The sequence below is a fragment of the Luteibacter sp. UNCMF366Tsu5.1 genome (genome assembly GCF_900119235.1).
Classification (GTDB): domain Bacteria; phylum Pseudomonadota; class Gammaproteobacteria; order Xanthomonadales; family Rhodanobacteraceae; genus Luteibacter; species Luteibacter flocculans.
This window is the reverse complement of sequence record NZ_FPIS01000004.1, coordinates 250,152-267,554: the sequence shown is the minus strand read 5'-3', so window position 1 is coordinate 267,554 and position 17,403 is coordinate 250,152. Positions and strand designations below refer to the sequence as shown.

Here is a 17,403-nt window from a genome sequence, read left to right as displayed (position 1 = left end):
GGCGATGGGTGCTTGCCGCGAGCACCCATCGCCAGCAGGCTGGCTCCCACCAAGGAGGGCTCTCTCTGAGATTGGCTCTCACCACAGCAAGCTGGCCGCACCACAGCAAGCTGGCTCCCACACTCTGCCCCAAGGCTGGCTCCCAGCGGCTGCCCTGCGCCACAATGGGAGGGTTTCCGTCCGACACGAGCCCCGCCGGGGATCGCACCACGGACGTCCCGACAGGCCAAACTCACGTACGAGGCACGCGACATGTCCAGCTCGCCCAAGATCATCTACACGCTCACCGACGAAGCGCCGTTCCTCGCCACTGCCTCGTTCCTGCCGATTGTCGAGGCCTTCGCAGGCACCGCGGGGGTGTCCGTCGAAACGCGTGACATCTCGCTCGCGGGTCGCATCCTGGCGCAGTTCCCGGATCGCCTCACCGACGCGCAGAAGATCGGTGACGACCTCGCCGAACTCGGCGAACTGGCGACCAAGCCCGAAGCCAACATCATCAAGCTGCCGAACATCAGCGCCTCCGTGCCGCAGATGAAGGCCGCTATCCGCGAACTGCAGGCGCAGGGCTATGCCTTGCCCGACTACGTAGACGTGCCCGCCACGGATGAGGAGAAGGACACCAACGCGCGCTATGGCAAGGCGATGGGCAGCGCCGTGAACCCGGTGCTGCGCGAAGGCAATTCCGATCGACGCGCGCCGCTCTCGGTCAAGAACTACGCACGCAAGCATCCGCATCGCATGGGCAAGTGGTCGCCCGAGTCGAAGTCGCACGTCGCGCACATGGCGGATGGCGATTTCTACGGCAGCGAGCGTTCCGCCACGCTCGACAGCGCGGGCAGCCTGCGCATCGAGTTCGTCGGCAAGGATGGCGCGACCAAGGTGCTCAAGGAAAAGGTCGCCGTTAAGGCGGGTGAGATCGTCGACGCCGCCGTGATGAGCCGCAAGGCGCTTGCCGCGTTTATCGCCGAGCAGATCGCCGATGCCAAGGCCAAGGGCGTGCTGTTCTCGCTGCACCTCAAGGCCACGATGATGAAGGTCTCCGACCCGATCATGTTCGGCATCGCCGTACGCGAGTTCTATAAGGACGTGCTCGCGAAGCACGCCGATACGCTCAAGCAGGTCGGTTTCGATGCCAACAACGGCATCGGCGACCTGTACGCACGCCTCGATCGTCTCGACGCCGCGAAGCGCGCCGAGATCGAGGCCGATCTCAAGGCCGAGTACGCGCAGCGTCCCGCGCTCGCCATGGTGAACTCCGACAAGGGCATCACCAACCTGCACGTGCCCAGCGACGTGATCGTCGATGCGTCGATGCCGGCCATGATCCGCGACTCGGGTGGCATGTGGAACGCCGAAGGCAAGCTGCAGGATGCCAAGGCCGTGATCCCCGATCGTTCCTATGCCGGCGTGTACCAGGCCGTGATCGAGGATTGCATTGCCCACGGCGCGTTCGATCCCGCCACCATGGGTAGCGTGCCGAACGTCGGCCTCATGGCGCAGAAAGCCGAGGAATACGGCTCGCACGACAAGACCTTCCAGATGACCGCGGACGGCACGGTGCGCGTGGTGGCCGACAACGGTGCCGTGGTGTTCGAGCACGCCGTGGAGCAGGGCGACATCTGGCGCATGTGCCAGACCAAGGATGCGCCGGTCCAGGATTGGGTGAAGCTCGCCGTGCAGCGCGCGCGCCTCTCGGCCACGCCGGCCGTGTTCTGGCTCGACCGGAACCGCGCGCACGATGCGCAGGTGATTGCCAAGGTGGAGCGCTACCTCAAGGATCACGACACGTCGGGTCTCGACATCCGCGTGCTGTCGCCGGTGGAAGCCACCACGTTCTCGCTGGAGCGTATCCGCAAGGGGCAGGACACCATCTCCGTGACCGGCAATGTGCTGCGCGACTACCTCACCGACCTGTTCCCCATCATGGAACTGGGTACCTCGGCGAAGATGCTTTCCATCGTGCCATTGATGGCCGGTGGCGGCTTGTTCGAGACGGGTGCGGGCGGTTCGGCGCCCAAGCACGTGCAGCAGTTCGTGGAAGAGGGCTACCTGCGCTGGGATTCGCTCGGCGAATTCCTCGCATTGGCGGCGTCGCTGGAGCATCTGGCCGAGCGCTACGACAACGCACACGCTCGCGTGCTGGCGAAGACGCTCGACCAGGCTAACGGCCGCTTCCTCGACAGCAACAAGTCGCCCGCCCGCAAGGTTGGCGAGATCGACAACCGCGGCAGCCACTTCTACCTCGCCATGTACTGGGCCGAGGCATTGGCCGCACAGAACGACGATGCCGACCTGAAGGCGAAGTTCGCCAATGTGGCGAAGGTCCTTGCTGAAAACGAGGCGACGATCAACGCCGAACTGATCGGCGCGCAGGGCAAGCCGGTGGATATCGGCGGTTACTACCACCCGGACATGCGCCGTGTCAGCGCCGCCATGCGCCCGAGCACGACACTCAACACGGCGATCGACACGCTCCGCGCCGCGCACTGAGCGCAAACCCACGCAGGTACACACGCGGCGCGTGTGTACCTGCGTGCGGTTCTCAGATGTCGCTGGCGGCCTTGAGTTTCGTTACGTCGTCCGCCGTCAGCACGAGCGTCGCCGCCTTCGCGATCTCGCCCAATTGTTCCACCGTCGTCGCGCTCGCAATGGCAGCGGCAATCGCCGGCTGTGCCATCACCCAGGCTAGTGCGACTTGGGCCGGCGTGGCGCCGTGCGCCTGCGCGACCTCGTCGAGCGCCCCGAGCACGCGATAACCGCGTTCGTTGAGGTAGCTCTTTACCCGGCCACCGCGCGCCTTGCTCTTGTCCAGGTCGGCTTCGCTGCGGTACTTGCCGCTCAGGAATCCGCTGGCGAGCGAGTAATAACTGATGACGCTGACATGTTCGCGCTCGCAGAGCGGTTGCAGACCGTTCTCGAAGCCCGCGCGGTCCATCAGGTTGTATTCCGGCTGCAGCGATTCGTAACGGGCGAGGCCTTTGTCACGGCTGGTGTGCAGTGCATCTTCCAATCGCGAGGCATCGTAGTTCGACGCGCCGATGACGCGCACCTTGCCGGCCTGCACCAGGTCGTCGAACGCGCGCAGCGTTTCTTCCAGCGGTACCTTCGGATCGTCCTCGTGCGACTGGTAGAGATCGATGCGATCGGTCTGCAGGCGACGCAGCGAATCGTCCACCGCTTCGCGGATGTTGGTGGGCGACAGACCGGGGTAGCGCGCCCACTTGCCGACCTTGGTGGCGATGAGGACGCTGTCGCGCTTGCCCGAGGCCTTGAGCCATTTGCCGATGATCGTTTCCGATTCGCCGCCTTCGTTGCCCGGTACCCAGGCCTCGTAGACGTCGGCGGTATCGATCAGGTTGAACCCATGGTCGACGAAGGCATCGAGCAATTCGAACGAGCGCCGCTCATCGACGCTCCATCCGAACACGTTGCCGCCGAAGGCGAGTGGGGCCACCTGCAAGGGCGAGCGGCCAAGTGGACGAAGCTTCATGCGTCATCTCCGTGAGGCGGGAAACCCCCATGATGACGCACGCAAAGTTCAGGCAGTGTGTCGATCAGCAGGCGGCGCAGGCCGGCTGCGCTATCGGCGGCAGGGCTCGTTGGCGGTCCTCCTGGCGGATGATCGTCGCGGGCCCCCCGGCACCCTGCGCAGGGTTCTCTGCGCTTCCCAGGCGCAACACGAGTTCGCGATCGGCGATATGGCCGTGCATGAAGGCAAGGCCGGTGAAGATCGATGCCATGACACCCTCCCGAATGATGGATCGCAATGTCTTGCGACTACAGGTGGGTTAAAGGGTGACTGTTCCTCACGCCCCTAAAAAGCGATATGTTTGCAACCCGGCCTTGAGGTCAATTCACATGTCCCGCCTCCCGCTCGGTCTTCTTCAGGGTTTCGTTCTGGTCGCGCGCACCGGCAAGCTGTCGCGTGCGGCGGAACAGTTGAACCTCACCGTCAGTGCGCTGAGTCATCAGGTCCGCAACCTGGAAGAACGCCTTGGCCGATCACTGTTCGATCGTGGTCCCCGCGGGGTGACCCTGACTGCCGACGGCGCCAATCTGCTCGAAGCGATCGGCCACCATTTCGAAGGCATCGAGCACGCGCTGGGTCGCTACCAGGGGCGTCACCACGACACGGTGACGCTGAGCGTCCTGCCCTCGGTGGCGTCGAGCTGGCTGGTGCCGCGTCTGCCACGCCTGGTCGGCAAGCACCCCGAGCTGGAGCTGAGCCTGCATTCCTCCGTCTCGGTGGTCGATTTCGACCGAGAGCCGACCGTGGACGTGGCGTTTCGGTATGGTCTCGGCGCCTGGCCACGCACGAAGGCCGAACGCCTCTTCGACGAATACATCGTGCCCATCGCCAGCCCGTCGTTGGTCCGGCGGATGGGCGGCTTGCCCGACACGTCCCTGGCTGGCTGGCCCCTGCTGGGCGACCCGTCAGGCCGCTGGAACGACTGGGCGGAAGCCTTCGGCATGCCCTTGCCCTCGCGCTACGTCGCGCGATTCGACAACACCGAACACCTCCAGCGTGCCGTCCTGGAAGGCATGGGCGTCGCCCTCGGTCGCCTGGTGATGGCGCGCTCGCTGATCGAATGCGGCGCCCTCACCGTGCTATGCAAGGAGCGCCTGCGCGTCACCGAGGCCTATTACCTCGTCTATCCCAAGCGTTCAGAAACCCACCAAGGCGTGGCCCGCTTCCGCGAATGGCTGCTGGGTGAGGCGAAGGAATACGAAAGCGGCCTCGGTGAGGGTAATTGAAAGACTCGCGTCGAAGCGCATGTCGCGATTTGCGGATCTACGTGCAATGAGCTATCAATTCAGCGCGTTCGCTAATATTTGTGACGTCACGTATCGCAATGGATGGAAAGGGGGCCATTGATGGGTATCTACAGGGGTTCTATCCGCGTATCGATGCTGATTTTGTGTTTTTTTGATTAATCTCATCGCAGCTACGAATTCTGCTCAAGCGTCTGACAAGGCGGTTTCGTATTACTACGTCGATCCGCAAGGAACAGTGCTAGCGACGACTGACGCATCTGGCAATATCACATCCTTGGCCGACTATCGCCCTTATGGTGAAAGAGGCTTAGGGATGCAGCGAAGCGGTCCAGGTTATACGGGGCACGTAGATGAGCTGGAGTCTGGCCTGGTGTACATGCAGCAGCGCTATCTGGATCCGCAAACAGGAAGATTCCTCTCAGTCGACAGCGTGACGGTGAGTACGAGCCGTGATTTGCGGCATGTCAATCGTTATGCCTACGCCTACAACAATCCGACCACGTTCACCGATCCAGATGGGCGTTGTCCGGTGTGCCTCGTTTATGTAGGCGTAGCGCTCTTCTCGCTGAGTGATTATGCAAACGCGCCAGGCATTGGCGATAAACCAGTTTCAATGACCCCGGTAGAAAAAATCGAGGCCGTTGCCGATGTGCTTCCCGTTTCGAGAAGCGTATCAACTGTTAGGTCCGTTGTTCGCCTCACGAGAGGCTGACGCAACGCGCAGCCTCTCGTGAGGCGAAACGTCAGGCGAATATTCCTACCAGTCAACAGCCCGTGTCCCAATCAAACGGAAGCATAGGTGGAAATAATGTTGGACGACAGCAGACATTCGAGGTTCCAAAGGAAGGTGGCGGTACCGAATTGAAGTCAGTGCAGGTGTCTCGGGATGTTCAAGGTGATCACGCCGGCATGCCTCAAATCGAGGCTGGGACGATCAATACCTTGCGCGACCCAGATCCAGCGGGGCGCCCCCGCATAACCAATGATTCCAAGGTCCGTGTGGACTTCGATCCCAGCCTTTGAGCTTACGATGAACGAGACCAAGATCGACGAGCTTCGGAAGCGACGAGCCAGGCTCGCCAGTATCGAAAGGGCGAAGCGAGCGCGCGAAGTAAATGGCCCCCGAATTGTTGCTTCCCTTGCACCGGCAATTGGGGATGGCGTCACACTTGCCGACTTCGACATCGACGTGGAGCCGCCTCTGCCTATCGAGCCTCTCCAACTCAAGTCATCGAGCGAATGGACCGAGCTGGCGCTGTCCAAGGATCGAGTCCTGCGCATCGCCGCCTGCATCGAAGAAAACCTCGGATCCTTCGACGGTTTGGTGGGGCTCCTGGCTAACGATTACCTAGGGCTCTGCCGCGTCCGGCGGATCAGCATTACTGGCATGGTGGACGCGGCTGACGCGATCGAAGAGGCTGTGGTCTTCTATCCACGGGATATCGCGGGAGCGATCCTCATCGACTGTTACAAGAGCCCGCCGGGTTACCCGCCCTTCAGCCTGTATGTTCAGGGGCGTGACCTGGCCGAGGCGCTCAGGCCATGCCGCGCCGATTGAAACAGAGCGCCTGAAGGCCTCAATCCCCTTGACCCTGTCACGCTGCGGCGCGACAATCCCCAGGCTACTCCGCAACGTCTCGCGGGGCGGCACCCTCCTTCGCTTATTCAGGCATATGGACGTCTACCCTAGTCGACGCGCCGGCTCCCGCACGCATCGGGTCCCGGCGCTGGCAAAACTCAACGCCTGCGGCGACCGCACCCGGTCGGCCGGCGCTTTCCTCCGCTAGGGAAAGTCCGGCTCACCTCGTCGGAAGCCGTGAGCTTCCGTTATTCGAGGATTGAGCCATGAACCTTCAGCTCGAAAAGACCGGCCCGCGCATGTTCGGTCGCCGTCTCGCCTTTGCTCTCGCCCGTCGTCGCGCTACCGGCTCCGTACCGGCCAAGCGCACGATCACCGTGCCGCGCTCGCTCGACACCACCGAAAGCTCGATGAAACCGGCGGAAGGCAAGCTTTCGCAGTCATGAACTGCGACATAGACACTACGGCGCGGCCTACGCCGTCCGCCGTCCATCTCCATAGCGACACCGAACGTCGGCTCTGCGTCGGCGCGCCTGCCGTCGGCTGACCGCCGTAGGCCGCTCGCGCCCGTCCGGACGATGTCCGGAAAGGTAGCGGGCCATGAAGATCCAGACCTCGCAGGCCGGTACGGCCGCCAAGACCCTCAACCACATCACTGCGGAAGCCTATCGGCCCGCGGCCGATCTCCTGCGCTCGCTGGACTCCCGCCCCGACGGTCTCGACGAGGCGGCTATCGCGGAGCGTCTCGACCGCGACGGCATCAATGAAGTCGGCCACGAGAAGCCCCCGCACTGGTCGATCCAGTTGCTGCACGCGTTCCGCAACCCTTTCATCATCGTGCTGCTCGTGTTGTCCGTCGTGCAACTGGTGACCGAGCCCGACGACTACACCGGACCGACGATCATCGCGGTGATGGTCGGCATCAGCGTGCTGCTGTCGTTCACCCAGGAATTCCGTTCGTCGCGCGCGGCGGAGAAGCTGAAGGCGATGGTCCGCAACACGGCCACCGTCACGCGCCGCGCAGAGGACGGCCACGCCGAGCGCATCGAGGTGCCGGTCGAGGAACTGGTGGTGGGCGACATCGTTCACCTCGGCGCGGGAGACATGGTGCCGGCGGACCTGCGTCTGCTGGCGGCGAAGGATCTCTTCATCAGCCAGGCGATTCTCACGGGTGAGTCGCTCCCCGTGGAGAAGGCGGCGCCCAGCGGTTCGGCCATGGGCGATACGAGCAGCGGCCCGCTGGACCTTCCGACGGTCTGCTACATGGGCACCAACGTCGTGTCCGGCACTGCCACCGCCGTGGTGCTCGCCACTGGCGCGCGCACCTACCTGGGCTCGCTCGCGCACACGCTGTCCGGCGAACGCGTGCAGACGAGCTTCGATCGCGGCATCGCCTCGGTGAGCTGGCTGTTGATCCGCTTCATGGCGGTGATGGTGCCGATTGTTTTCTTCATCAACGGTTTCGACAAGCACGACTGGCTCGAAGCCTTCATGTTCGGGCTGTCGGTCGCGGTCGGTCTCACCCCCGAGATGCTGCCGCTGATCGTCACGGCCAACCTCGGCAAGGGCGCCATCGCCATGTCGAAGCGCAAGGTCGTGGTGAAGCGCCTCAACGCGATCCAGAACTTCGGGGCGATGGACGTGCTCTGCACCGACAAGACGGGCACGCTCACCCTGGACAAGATCGTGCTGGAACGGCACGTCGATCTGGCGGGCGGCGATTCCGACGAAGCGCTCGAATTCGGCTACCTCAACAGCCGTTTCCAGACGGGCTTGCGCAACCTCATGGACAAGGCGGTGCTGGAGCATCGCGACCTCGAACCTGTCGCGCGACGCTTCCGCATCGTCGACGAGATTCCGTTCGACTTCCAGCGTCGGCGCATGTCGGTCGTGGTGAGCGACGGACAGGGCGAGCAACTGCTGGTATGCAAGGGCGCGGTGGAGGAAATGCTCGCGATCTGCACGCAGGCGCGCACCGGCGACGTGATCGAGGACATGACCGACGAGAAGCGTGCCGAGATCCGCGCGATGACGCGGCGGCTCAACGAGGACGGCCTGCGCGTGCTGATCGTGGCCATGCGCCGCGATCCGTCGGCTGAGCGTGCCTATGGCGTCGCCGACGAGGCGGGCCTCACCGCCGTGGGTTGCCTTGCCTTCCTCGATCCGCCGAAGGATTCCGCTGCCACGGCGATCCGCGCGCTGCACCACCATGGCGTCGCGGTGAAGGTCATCACCGGCGACAACGAGGCAGTCACACGGAAGATCTGTGCGGAGGTCGGGCTCGACGTGAGCGCTTCGGCGCAGGGGCGCGACATCGAACAGCTCGACGACGAAGCGCTGGACGCGATGGTCGAGAGGACCACCGTATTCGCGAAGATGTCGCCCGTGCAGAAGGCGCGCGTGGTGAAGGCCTTGCAGCGCCGCGGACACACCGTGGGCTTCCTGGGCGACGGCATCAACGACGCCCCGGCGCTGCGCGAGGCCGACGTCGGCATTTCGGTGGACACCGCCACCGACATTGCCAAAGAGTCCGCCGACATCATCCTGCTCGAAAAGAACCTGATGGTGCTTGAGGAAGGTGTGGTCGAAGGCCGCGTCACCTTCGGCAACATCATGAAGTACATCAAGATGACGGCCAGCTCGAACTTCGGCAACGTGTTCAGCGTGCTGGTGGCGAGCGCGTTCCTTCCGTTCTTGCCGATGCTGCCCTTGCAGATCCTCGTGCAGAACCTGCTTTACGATCTGTCGCAGCTCTCGATTCCATTCGACCGCATGGACGACGAATATCTGCGCCAGCCGCGCAAGTGGGACGCGGGCGACATCGGTCGCTTCATGGTGTGGATCGGCCCGGTCAGTTCGGTGTTCGACATCACCACGTTCTGGCTGATGTGGCACGTGTTCGGCGCCAACGGCCCTGAGCACCAGTCGCTGTTCCAGTCGGGCTGGTTCATCGAAGGCCTGCTCTCGCAGACCCTCGTGGTGCACATGATCCGCACGCGGCGCATTCCGTTCCTGCGCAGCATGGCGTCGGCGCCGGTGCTGGCGCTCACGGGCGCGATCATGGTGGTGGGCATGCTCATTCCGTTCAGCACGCTGGGTGCGCGCATCGGCATGCAGCCGTTGCCGGGCATCTATTTCGCCTGGCTGGCGCTGACGCTGGTGAGCTACTGCATCCTGACCCAGGTAGTGAAGACGATCTACATCCGGCGTTACGGCCGCTGGCTGTAACGCGGGAAGATGTGACATTCGGGCAGGGACGGCGACGACGCGTTGCCGTACCTACCCTTCTCCAGGCGCGATCGCCACATGCCCGAACGGGCAGCGCGGGACATACGCGCTGAGGCCACGAGCGTTTCATAGGTGCTCCTCAACCACGGAGTCACCATGATGCTTCGATCCACCTTGGCCGCTGCGCTTTTCGTTCTCCCGGCCGCTGCTTTCGCACAACCGACCACCACCACCGATCCGGCCCCGGCGCCCGTGCGCTTCGTGGATGCCCTCGACTGGCCGACCCGTGACGCCGGCACGGCGTCGTTCGGCGAGGCCGAAGACCGTCTCAACATGGCCTTCGATCGCCTCTGCGGCGACACCTTCTGCGAAGGCGATTATTCCAACCTGACGCCGCTGCAGCTCAGCTGCTCGGTGGATGCTACCAAGGCCACGCTGAAGCAGTGCCTGTGGGTGTTTGCCGGCAGCCATGCCTCCGTGAACCCGAAGTCGGGCGCCGTGCAGGCCACGGCCAAGCTGTTCAAGTGCAAGCTGCTGCTGGCGAAGGACACGCCGGTGGATGCGTTCTACGAGGTCATGACCGGCGGCGATCCGCTCAACGACAAGCTGCCCATGACCAATCACTCGGTCTACGACGGTCTGCTCGGCTGCCTGTGGTGATGTGAGCAAGGTGGCTTCCGCATTGCGCGGGAGCCCCCATTTCACGGGGGTCAGGGGCTCGCCATCCGGACGGGTGTCGCATGGTCCACGGCATCGATCTGTTCCGCTTCCTGCGGTCGTTCCTGGGGCGTTTCCTCGGGCATGGCGATCACGACGCGATCGCGACCGTTGGCCTTGCCCCGATAAAGCGCTTCGTCCGCCACGATCAACAGCCGGTCCAGGTCCGCGCCGTGCCGCAACGTGCAGGCGACGCCGAAGCTCGCCGTGACACGTGCTGTCGAAGGGCCGCCTGCCGGGGGTGCAGCGATGGCCGAACGGATCATCTCGGCGCGCTTGGCACCGCTCGCTTCATCGGTGAAGGGCAGCAGGATTGCGAATTCTTCGCCGCCGAGACGGCCGAAGACGTCGTGCTGGAGCAGGTGATCGCGGCATTCCGCCACCACGCGAAGCAGGACCCAGTCGCCTTCCGAATGCCCGTAGGTGTCGTTGACGAGCTTGAAGTGGTCGAGGTCGAACAGGATGAGGCACGAGGGTGTCCCGTTTCTTCCCGCCGCCTGCAAGGCTTGCGTGGCTTCATCGACGAAGTGCTGGCGGTTGCAGATGCCGGTGAGGCTGTCGCGCCGGGCCATGCGCATGAATCGAAGCTGCGCGCGCTTGGTGCGAACCAGCCATAGCGCGATCGCGGCAAGAACGGTGAGCAGCAGTGCGATATACAGGCGACTGGTCTCCATGGCGCGCCGATCGACTTCGCGCTGCAGGTGCAGGATCTGGTTCTGCCGGTCCAGCGCGTCGGCTTCCATGCGGCTGGACGCCACCTGTTGCTTCACCACCTGGTAGGCGAGGGCGCGCGCGGTCACGTCGTTCAGATAGCCCTTGTCGACCTGCATGTAGCGTTCGAGCCACTGCGTGGCCATCTGGAAATCGCCGTGGCGTCGCGCCACGAGGTACAGCGTATGCAGGGCACTTGCGAGAGGCTCGGAGTACTCGCCCGGGACCGCGCTGTCGACAGCCGCATGCGCGTACTTCTCTGCGGCGTCCACCTCGCCCAGTTCCCAGTGTCCGCGTGCGAGTAGCGACTCGACCTGCGACGTCAGGCTTGGATATTGATCGTGCAATACCGACGCGTAGTGCTTTTCCAGCAGCGACACCGCGTCCTGTGGTCGGCCGTCGGCGATCGCGCTCTCTGCCACGTCGGTACGCAAGGCGTTGGCGATGAGCTTCTCGCCAGCCGCCTCGCAGTCGGCGACGCCCTGCACGTAGCGCGGATCGCTGCCGACGATACGCTTGCCACGATACAGCGCATGCAACTTGATGTACGTACCCTTGCACGCACTCGCGTTGGCAGGCGTGTTCTGGATCATTCGCTCGGCGTAGTCGGCGGCCAGGTCGTACTGGCCGGCCGTGGTCAACATCTGCGCCGCCTCGCCAAGCCCTTGCAGCAATGCCTGTGGGTCACTTACGTCCGGCAGTGTGTCCGTCAGTTCGCTGAGGCGCGAGAACGCATCCTGATAGCGATGGCCGATGCCCAGGATGTTGATCAGCGTGGCCGTGGCGCGGAAACGCAGGGTCTTGTCCGACGAACTGCCGACGACGGATTCCAGCAAGGGAATGGCCGCCTCGTAATCGCCGGCATAGGCCACCTGCCACGCCTCGAGATAGTGCAGATGCTCCCGTTGCTTTTCCGTCAGCGACGCTGCGTCCTGGCTCAACCGTGCCAGTGTCATGACAAAAGCCGGATGGTCCGAGGTCTTGGTTGCATCCGCCTGGGCGAGGGTGGTCGTCGCATCCTCGCCCGGCTTCAACTGGGCCACAGCCATGCTGGCGTACGACGCCAGCAACAACGCCACCGCACACAGCGAGAGCCGGTGGCGGATGTGGCCCGCGAACCTCATGTCACGCTTAGGCGCTGTGTGCGAGCGCGGACTTTTCCGCACCGTCGTTGTCCGGCGCTTCTTCCTTCTCGTCCTGCTCCGGATCTTCCTTCTCTCGGTCGAGCTGGATGCTGTAGTAGGTGCCCGGCGCTACGCGTTCGCGCAGCGTATCTCCGTCAGCCGCGAGAATGGCGGCGGCGAGTTCGCCGTCGACGTTCGCCTCGGCAAGTTCGCGTGCCAGTGCTTCGGTCCCCGCGTCGCGGAGGTCGGCCTCGGCGCCCATGCGCGCCAGGAAATCGATTACGTTCGACATGTCTTCCCCTATTGGATGACGCCGGAACACCTCCCCAGGTGACCATGCGCGCGCCGATCATAGCGCGCCCGACGGCTCGGTCCGTTAAGGCGCTTCCGATGCTGCAAATTCGGCCAGACGCGCGCGTATGGCGAGGTCGGGTTCCAGCGGCGTGCAGGGGGGGATCGCCAGCGTATCCGGCATGCCGAGTGAGGTGTCCTGCACACTGCCGAGTGGCATGCGTTCGATCCGCGGCGTCTGGAAGGGCAGGGTGGCGGCGCGGTAGATCACCACCTCGTGGGTGGGCGGGTAATGGCGACTCAGGACCTCGACCAGCACGGCGAGACGCCGGGGCTCGGTGTCGAAGCGCCCGCCGCTCAGGTCGCCGGCAATGCCGACCTGCCAGAGCACCAGCCAGGCGGAGGTATCGACCGAGCGCCGATACAGCATGAACTGGGTGGCTTCGAAGTGCTGGCAACCCGTTCGGCCGGGGTCCAGGCCCAGGTCCGCGTAGAGGCAGTCCTCGGAAGAGATGCCCGGTTCCATCCGCGCCACATAACCCTCGGCGCGCGCTCGCGCCACCGCCTCGTGCGGTGCCTGCGCGAAGACGCCGGGATGACCATAGAACACGCCGCACACACGCCGTCCGGCCCGCACTTCGGTCAGCATCGCCTCGACCATGTCCCGGTAGGTCGCCTGCCGTGGCTTCGCCTCGGCGTAGAACGGCTGGAGACTGCGAACGTCGTGGTGTAGACGGCGCACCCACTGCTCCACGACACCATCGGATACCCCGGCGAAGACCACATCGGCCGATGCGATCTGGCTGCGTGCGATCGGCGTCAGGTGCGACCCGAGCGTCATGCCCAGGCCCACGCATGTCAGCGTGCCGGCGGTCGTTGCCGTCATGGTGTTCTCCCCTCGGTTCCCAGTCGCGATGGTAGCGCCCGCCGCACGATGCTGCCCGGAAAACGCCATGCCTCGGTCACGGGTGGCGCAGGGGATGAGCGCAGCATGGCCCGACCGTCCACAGGGGAGCCGGTTCGATCATGCAACGTACGCCCGGTCTCGATACCTTGCGCGCCATCGCCATCGTATGGGTGATGCTATTCCACAGCTATCTGGTCGGCGGCCTGGGTGATGGCTTTTCGACAGTCGAACGTTCCGGGTGGATGGGCGTCGATCTCTTCTTCGTGCTCAGCGGTTACCTGATCGGCTCGCAGGTACTGCGTTCGCTGCATGCCACCGGCACGCTGGATCTCGCCGACTTCTACCGGCGTCGCGCCGTACGCATCCTGCCGGCCTTCTTTGTCGTCCTCGCCATCTATGTGGCCTTGCCGGGCTGGCGCGAGACGCCGGGCATGCAACCGCTGTGGCAGTTCCCCACCTTCACCTTCAACCTGCTGTTCGACAACCCGGACAACTACGCCTTCTCGCACGTGTGGTCCCTGTGCGTGGAAGAGCATTTCTACCTCGTGTTTCCGTTGCTTGCCCTGGCACTCGCACGGCGTGCGTCGGTCGGCGCGTTCGTGGCGATCTGTCTCGCCGTTGTGGTGGGTGGCATGCTCCTGCGTGCCTGGCTCTGGTCGAGCCAACTGGCCCCCTCGCTGGTGGGTGACGGCGACGGTGCCGGCCTGCCTTACCTGCGTTATCTCTACTACCCGACATGGTCGCGTCTCGATGGGCTCCTGGCGGGCGTAGCACTCGCAGCGGCTGGCGTCTTCCGTCCCGCCATGATCGCGCGCCTTCGCGCGCATGCGACGGTGCTGCTTGCGTGCGGTCTGCTGGTGCTCGGTGCCATGCTCATTCTGTTCGACGGCGCGCGCATGGACTTCTGGCCGTGCGTGGTCGGCTATCCCGCACTCGCCCTTGGCATGGCGTTGCTTGTGGCCGCGGCCAGTGGCGGTACGTCGCTGGCACGCCTGGAGGTGCCGGGCGCCGGGTGGCTTGCACGCACCTCGTACAGCCTCTACCTGTGCCACAAGCTTGTCTTTACCTTCGTCCAGACGGCTTTGGACGGCCATCTGGCCGACCATCGCTTCCTGCGTTTCGCCATCTATGCCGTAGCGACACTCGCCGGAGGCGCCTTGCTGCACTACGCGGTAGAGCGCCCGTTCCTGCGCTGGCGTGACCGTTTCGCGAAACGTTCCGCTACACTGTCGCCGCCCAAGGTGATCCGAGGCGGCAGCGCCGCGGATTGAAACGGGAATCCGGTGACGCGCGGTTCGACACATCGCGCCATTCCGGAGCTGCCCCCGCAACGGTAGGCGAGTAAACGGTCGGCATCGAAGCCACTGTGCCCTTGAGGCATGGGAAGGCGCCGCCCCGCAGGCATGGCCTGCGCTCGTGAGCCCGGAGACCGGCCTCGTGGTACACCGGACAGGCGGAGGGCCATGTCGTGGGTGGCCGTCGAGTTCTGCCGCCGGCAATCCCCACCTATCCCTGCACCTGTCCCCGCCATCATGCCGCGCGGGTTGGCGCGGTTCGCAGGGAGTCATCACGTGTCGTTTCGTTTCCACCGCCTCGCGCTTGCCATCGCGGTAGCTTTCGTCGTGCCCGCAGTCGCCGTTGCCGACGAGGCCTCCACCGACCTCGACCAGGTCGTCGTCACCGCCAGCCGCACCGATCAGGGACTCACGCTTGCTGCGTCGACCGTCATCGACCGTGCGGAGATCGAGCAGCGCCAGCCGCGCTCGCTCGCCGATCTGTTGCGTGGCACACCCGGCGTCTCGATTGCCAACAACGGCGGTCCCGGCAAGGCCACATCGGTGTTCATGCGCGGCACCGAAGCCGATCACGTGCTCGTGCTGGTGGACGGCGTACGGGTGGGCTCGGTCACGTCCGGCACGGCTGCCTTTCAGGACATTCCCGTCGATCAGATCGAGCGGATCGAAATCGTGCGCGGTCCTTATTCCAGCCTCTACGGTTCCGATGCGCTCGGTGGCGTCATTCAGATCTTCACCCGTCACCCGCAAGGCAGCTTCGTGCCGCAGGCATCGATTGGCGTGGGCAGCGACAACACGTTGCGTGGCGCGGTCGGCTTTGCCGGTCGCGGTGCCAACGGCTGGTACGCAGTCGAGGCCAATCACGACCAGACCGATGGCATCAATGCATGCCGCGGCAGGCCCAGTCCCGGCGGTGGCGGTTGCTTCACCTACGAGCCGGATCGTGACGGGTATCGTAACAATGCGCTGTCGCTCAAGGGCGGCTGGCGCTTCGACGAACAATGGGACGCCGACGCCAATGCCACGCGCAACGAAGGCCGCAATCATTACGACGGCACCAGCAGCAACTTCGCCGCGTCGGCCACGCAGGTGCTCGGCAGCCGTGTGCGCTATAAGCCCGCGCAGGACGTGCTGTTGACGGCAAGCCTCGGGCGCAGCGAAGACCTTTCCACCGACGAGAAGGATAGTGTCTACGCCGATACCTTCAACACGCATCGCGATCTCGCCTCGATCCAGGCCGACCTCGGCCGCATCGGCGGTGCCATGGGCCTTACGACGGTGGGCTTCGACTGGCAGCGGGACCGCGTCGTTGGCAGCACCGACTATCTCGTCGATGCGCGGCGCAACCACGCTTTGTTCGCGCAGTGGCAACAGGAGTTCGGCGCAAACTCGATCCAGGCGAGCCTCCGCCGCGACGAGAACAGCCAGTTCGGCGGCAAGACCACGGGCAGTTTGCAATACGGCTACGCGCTGACGAACACCTTGCAGGTGACCGGCAGCTACGGCACGGCATTCAAGGCCCCCACGTTCAACGATCTCTACTATCCCGACTACGGCAATCCCGATCTTCGTCCCGAAACCTCGCGCAACGTCGAACTGGGCCTGCGCGGCACGCCGGGCTGGGGGCATTGGTCGATCAACGCGTTCCAGAACCGCATCGATCACCTCATCGTGTTCGACGCGAGCCTTACCGGCCCCCTGTTCCCCTTCGGTGGTGCGAACAACGTCGATCGCTCGCGCATCCGTGGCGTGGAACTCGCTGGCGACACGACGCTGGGCGACTGGCGCCTCGCGGGCAATGCCACGTGGTTGCAGCCCGAGGACGATAGCGACGACGCGAATCACGGCAACCTTCTGCCGCGTCGCGCGCGCCGCACGGCACGGGTGGACGTCGATCGCTCGTTCGGTGCGCTGAGCGTCGGGGCGAGCGTGTTCACCTCCGGGTATCGCTACGACGACACGAGCAACCTGCACCGGCTCGGCGGCTACACGCTCACCGATCTTCGCCTGGCGTATGCGTTTGCGACGGCCTGGAAGGTCGAGCTGTCCGCAAACAACGTGTTCGATCGCCATTACGAGACTGCCCGCTACTTCAACCAGCCTGGCCGTAACTGGCTGCTCACGCTGCGCTACCAACCCCGTTCGTAATCCTCCATGCCACTGCGAGGTTCCACCATGAAACCGCTGTCCCGCCCGATGTTCGCGGCCGTTGCCGCTCTGTTCGCCGTGGTCATGATCGGCACGCGTTTCCATCACTTCGGCGATGCGTTGCACTTGCCCGACGCATCGATGGCGCTGTTCTTTCTCGGTGGCATCTATCTGCGCAAGCACCTGGCCTTCGTCGCCTTCGTCGTGCTCTCCGTGTTGGTGGACTGGTATTCGGTCAGCTATGCAGGCGTCAGCGACTTCTGCATTACCGTGGCCTATGCATTCATGCCGCTGGCCTACGCGGTGCTCTGGTACGCAGGTCGCCTGCTGGCGCCTCGCTACGACGGTTCGCTGCGCTCGCACGCGCTGGTGTTCGCTGGGCTGCTGGTGAGTGCAACGCTGTCCTATGCGGTTTCCAACGGTGCTTTCTACTGGCTCGGTGGGCGCTATGCCGCACCGCACATGACGGAGTACGTGCAGCGTTTCGTTCAGTGGGCACCGTTGTTCGTGCGTGCGGCAGCCGGTTACGTGCTGGTGGCGCAGGTGATCCAGGCACTCGTGTTCCGCTTCGTGCCCGGTCAGCGTGGGCAGCGTACGGCGCAGGCATGAACGAGACCACGCCCTGGG

The 17,403-nt window shown here is 64.4% G+C and carries 14 protein-coding genes, 1 pseudogene and 1 riboswitch; of the genes and pseudogenes, 10 read left to right on the top strand and 5 right to left on the bottom strand.

What is annotated here, in order from left to right:
- Window positions 1-252: 252 nt before the first annotated feature.
- Window positions 253-2,490 (top strand): NADP-dependent isocitrate dehydrogenase, encoded by a 2,238-nt coding sequence (locus BT115_RS17510; protein ID WP_072323924.1) that lies wholly within the window; start codon window positions 253-255, stop codon window positions 2,488-2,490.
- Between the two features lie 52 nt (window positions 2,491-2,542).
- Here BT115_RS17510 and BT115_RS17505 read toward each other — a convergent pair whose 3' ends face one another.
- Both BT115_RS17505 and BT115_RS17500 read right to left on the bottom strand, forming a co-directional pair.
- Entirely contained in the window at window positions 2,543-3,490 is a 948-nt protein-coding gene (locus BT115_RS17505; protein WP_072323923.1) for an aldo/keto reductase, read from the bottom strand.
- 64 nt (window positions 3,491-3,554) lie between these two features.
- Window positions 3,555-3,740, bottom strand: coding sequence for a hypothetical protein (locus BT115_RS17500; protein ID WP_072323922.1), 186 nt, complete (start codon window positions 3,738-3,740; stop codon window positions 3,555-3,557).
- A gap of 118 nt (window positions 3,741-3,858) precedes the next feature.
- Here BT115_RS17500 and BT115_RS17495 point away from each other — a divergent pair, with 118 nt between their 5' ends.
- The 6 genes from BT115_RS17495 (at window position 3,859) to BT115_RS17470 (ending at window position 10,243) form a co-directional block, all read left to right on the top strand.
- Window positions 3,859-4,755 carry a LysR substrate-binding domain-containing protein gene (locus BT115_RS17495; protein WP_072323921.1) on the top strand — a complete coding sequence of 299 codons (897 nt, stop codon included), beginning with the start codon at window positions 3,859-3,861 and terminating at the stop codon, window positions 4,753-4,755.
- Window positions 4,756-4,927: 172 nt separating this feature from the next.
- Complete coding sequence (locus BT115_RS17490; RefSeq protein ID WP_255369464.1) at window positions 4,928-5,488, top strand: RHS repeat-associated core domain-containing protein; 561 nt, start codon at window positions 4,928-4,930, stop codon at window positions 5,486-5,488.
- Between the two features lie 318 nt (window positions 5,489-5,806).
- A complete protein-coding gene (locus BT115_RS17485; RefSeq protein WP_143144621.1) occupies window positions 5,807-6,334 on the top strand; it encodes a hypothetical protein in 528 nt (175 codons plus the stop codon).
- 287 nt (window positions 6,335-6,621) lie between these two features.
- Complete coding sequence (locus tag BT115_RS17480; RefSeq protein ID WP_072323918.1) at window positions 6,622-6,801, top strand: hypothetical protein; 180 nt, start codon at window positions 6,622-6,624, stop codon at window positions 6,799-6,801.
- Window positions 6,802-6,955: 154 nt separating this feature from the next.
- Window positions 6,956-9,583 carry a magnesium-translocating P-type ATPase gene (gene mgtA, locus BT115_RS17475; protein WP_072323917.1) on the top strand — a complete coding sequence of 876 codons (2,628 nt, stop codon included), beginning with the start codon at window positions 6,956-6,958 and terminating at the stop codon, window positions 9,581-9,583.
- A 156-nt stretch (window positions 9,584-9,739) separates the two neighbouring features.
- The gene (locus tag BT115_RS17470; protein ID WP_083527554.1) at window positions 9,740-10,243 is read left to right on the top strand and encodes a hypothetical protein; all 504 of its coding nucleotides are present in this window, start codon (window positions 9,740-9,742) and stop codon (window positions 10,241-10,243) included.
- Window positions 10,244-10,293: 50 nt separating this feature from the next.
- Here the strand turns inward: BT115_RS17470 and BT115_RS17465 are convergent, their stop codons facing one another.
- The 3 genes from BT115_RS17465 to BT115_RS17455 all read right to left on the bottom strand — a co-directional run bounded on the left by BT115_RS17465 (window position 10,294) and on the right by BT115_RS17455 (window position 13,312).
- The gene (locus BT115_RS17465; protein WP_072323916.1) at window positions 10,294-12,135 is read right to left on the bottom strand and encodes a diguanylate cyclase; all 1,842 of its coding nucleotides are present in this window, start codon (window positions 12,133-12,135) and stop codon (window positions 10,294-10,296) included.
- A 7-nt stretch (window positions 12,136-12,142) separates the two neighbouring features.
- Window positions 12,143-12,427 carry a hypothetical protein gene (locus BT115_RS17460; protein WP_072323915.1) on the bottom strand — a complete coding sequence of 95 codons (285 nt, stop codon included), beginning with the start codon at window positions 12,425-12,427 and terminating at the stop codon, window positions 12,143-12,145.
- Window positions 12,428-12,511: 84 nt separating this feature from the next.
- Complete coding sequence (locus BT115_RS17455) at window positions 12,512-13,312, bottom strand: SAM-dependent methyltransferase (RefSeq protein ID WP_177257443.1); 801 nt, start codon at window positions 13,310-13,312, stop codon at window positions 12,512-12,514.
- A gap of 140 nt (window positions 13,313-13,452) precedes the next feature.
- On the opposite strand from BT115_RS17455, the pseudogene BT115_RS17450 reads away from it, so the two are divergent.
- The 3 genes and pseudogenes from BT115_RS17450 to BT115_RS17440 form a co-directional block, all read left to right on the top strand.
- Window positions 13,453-14,562, top strand: a pseudogene (locus BT115_RS17450) (acyltransferase); the annotation flags it as partial.
- Window positions 14,556-14,786: riboswitch (cobalamin riboswitch) on the top strand. It overlaps the preceding pseudogene by 7 nt.
- A 118-nt stretch (window positions 14,787-14,904) precedes the next feature.
- Window positions 14,905-16,776 (top strand): TonB-dependent vitamin B12 receptor, encoded by a 1,872-nt coding sequence (gene btuB / locus BT115_RS17445; protein WP_255369463.1) that lies wholly within the window; start codon window positions 14,905-14,907, stop codon window positions 16,774-16,776.
- Between the two features lie 27 nt (window positions 16,777-16,803).
- The gene (locus tag BT115_RS17440) at window positions 16,804-17,385 is read left to right on the top strand and encodes a hypothetical protein (protein ID WP_072323913.1); all 582 of its coding nucleotides are present in this window, start codon (window positions 16,804-16,806) and stop codon (window positions 17,383-17,385) included.
- Window positions 17,386-17,403: the final 18 nt, after the last annotated feature.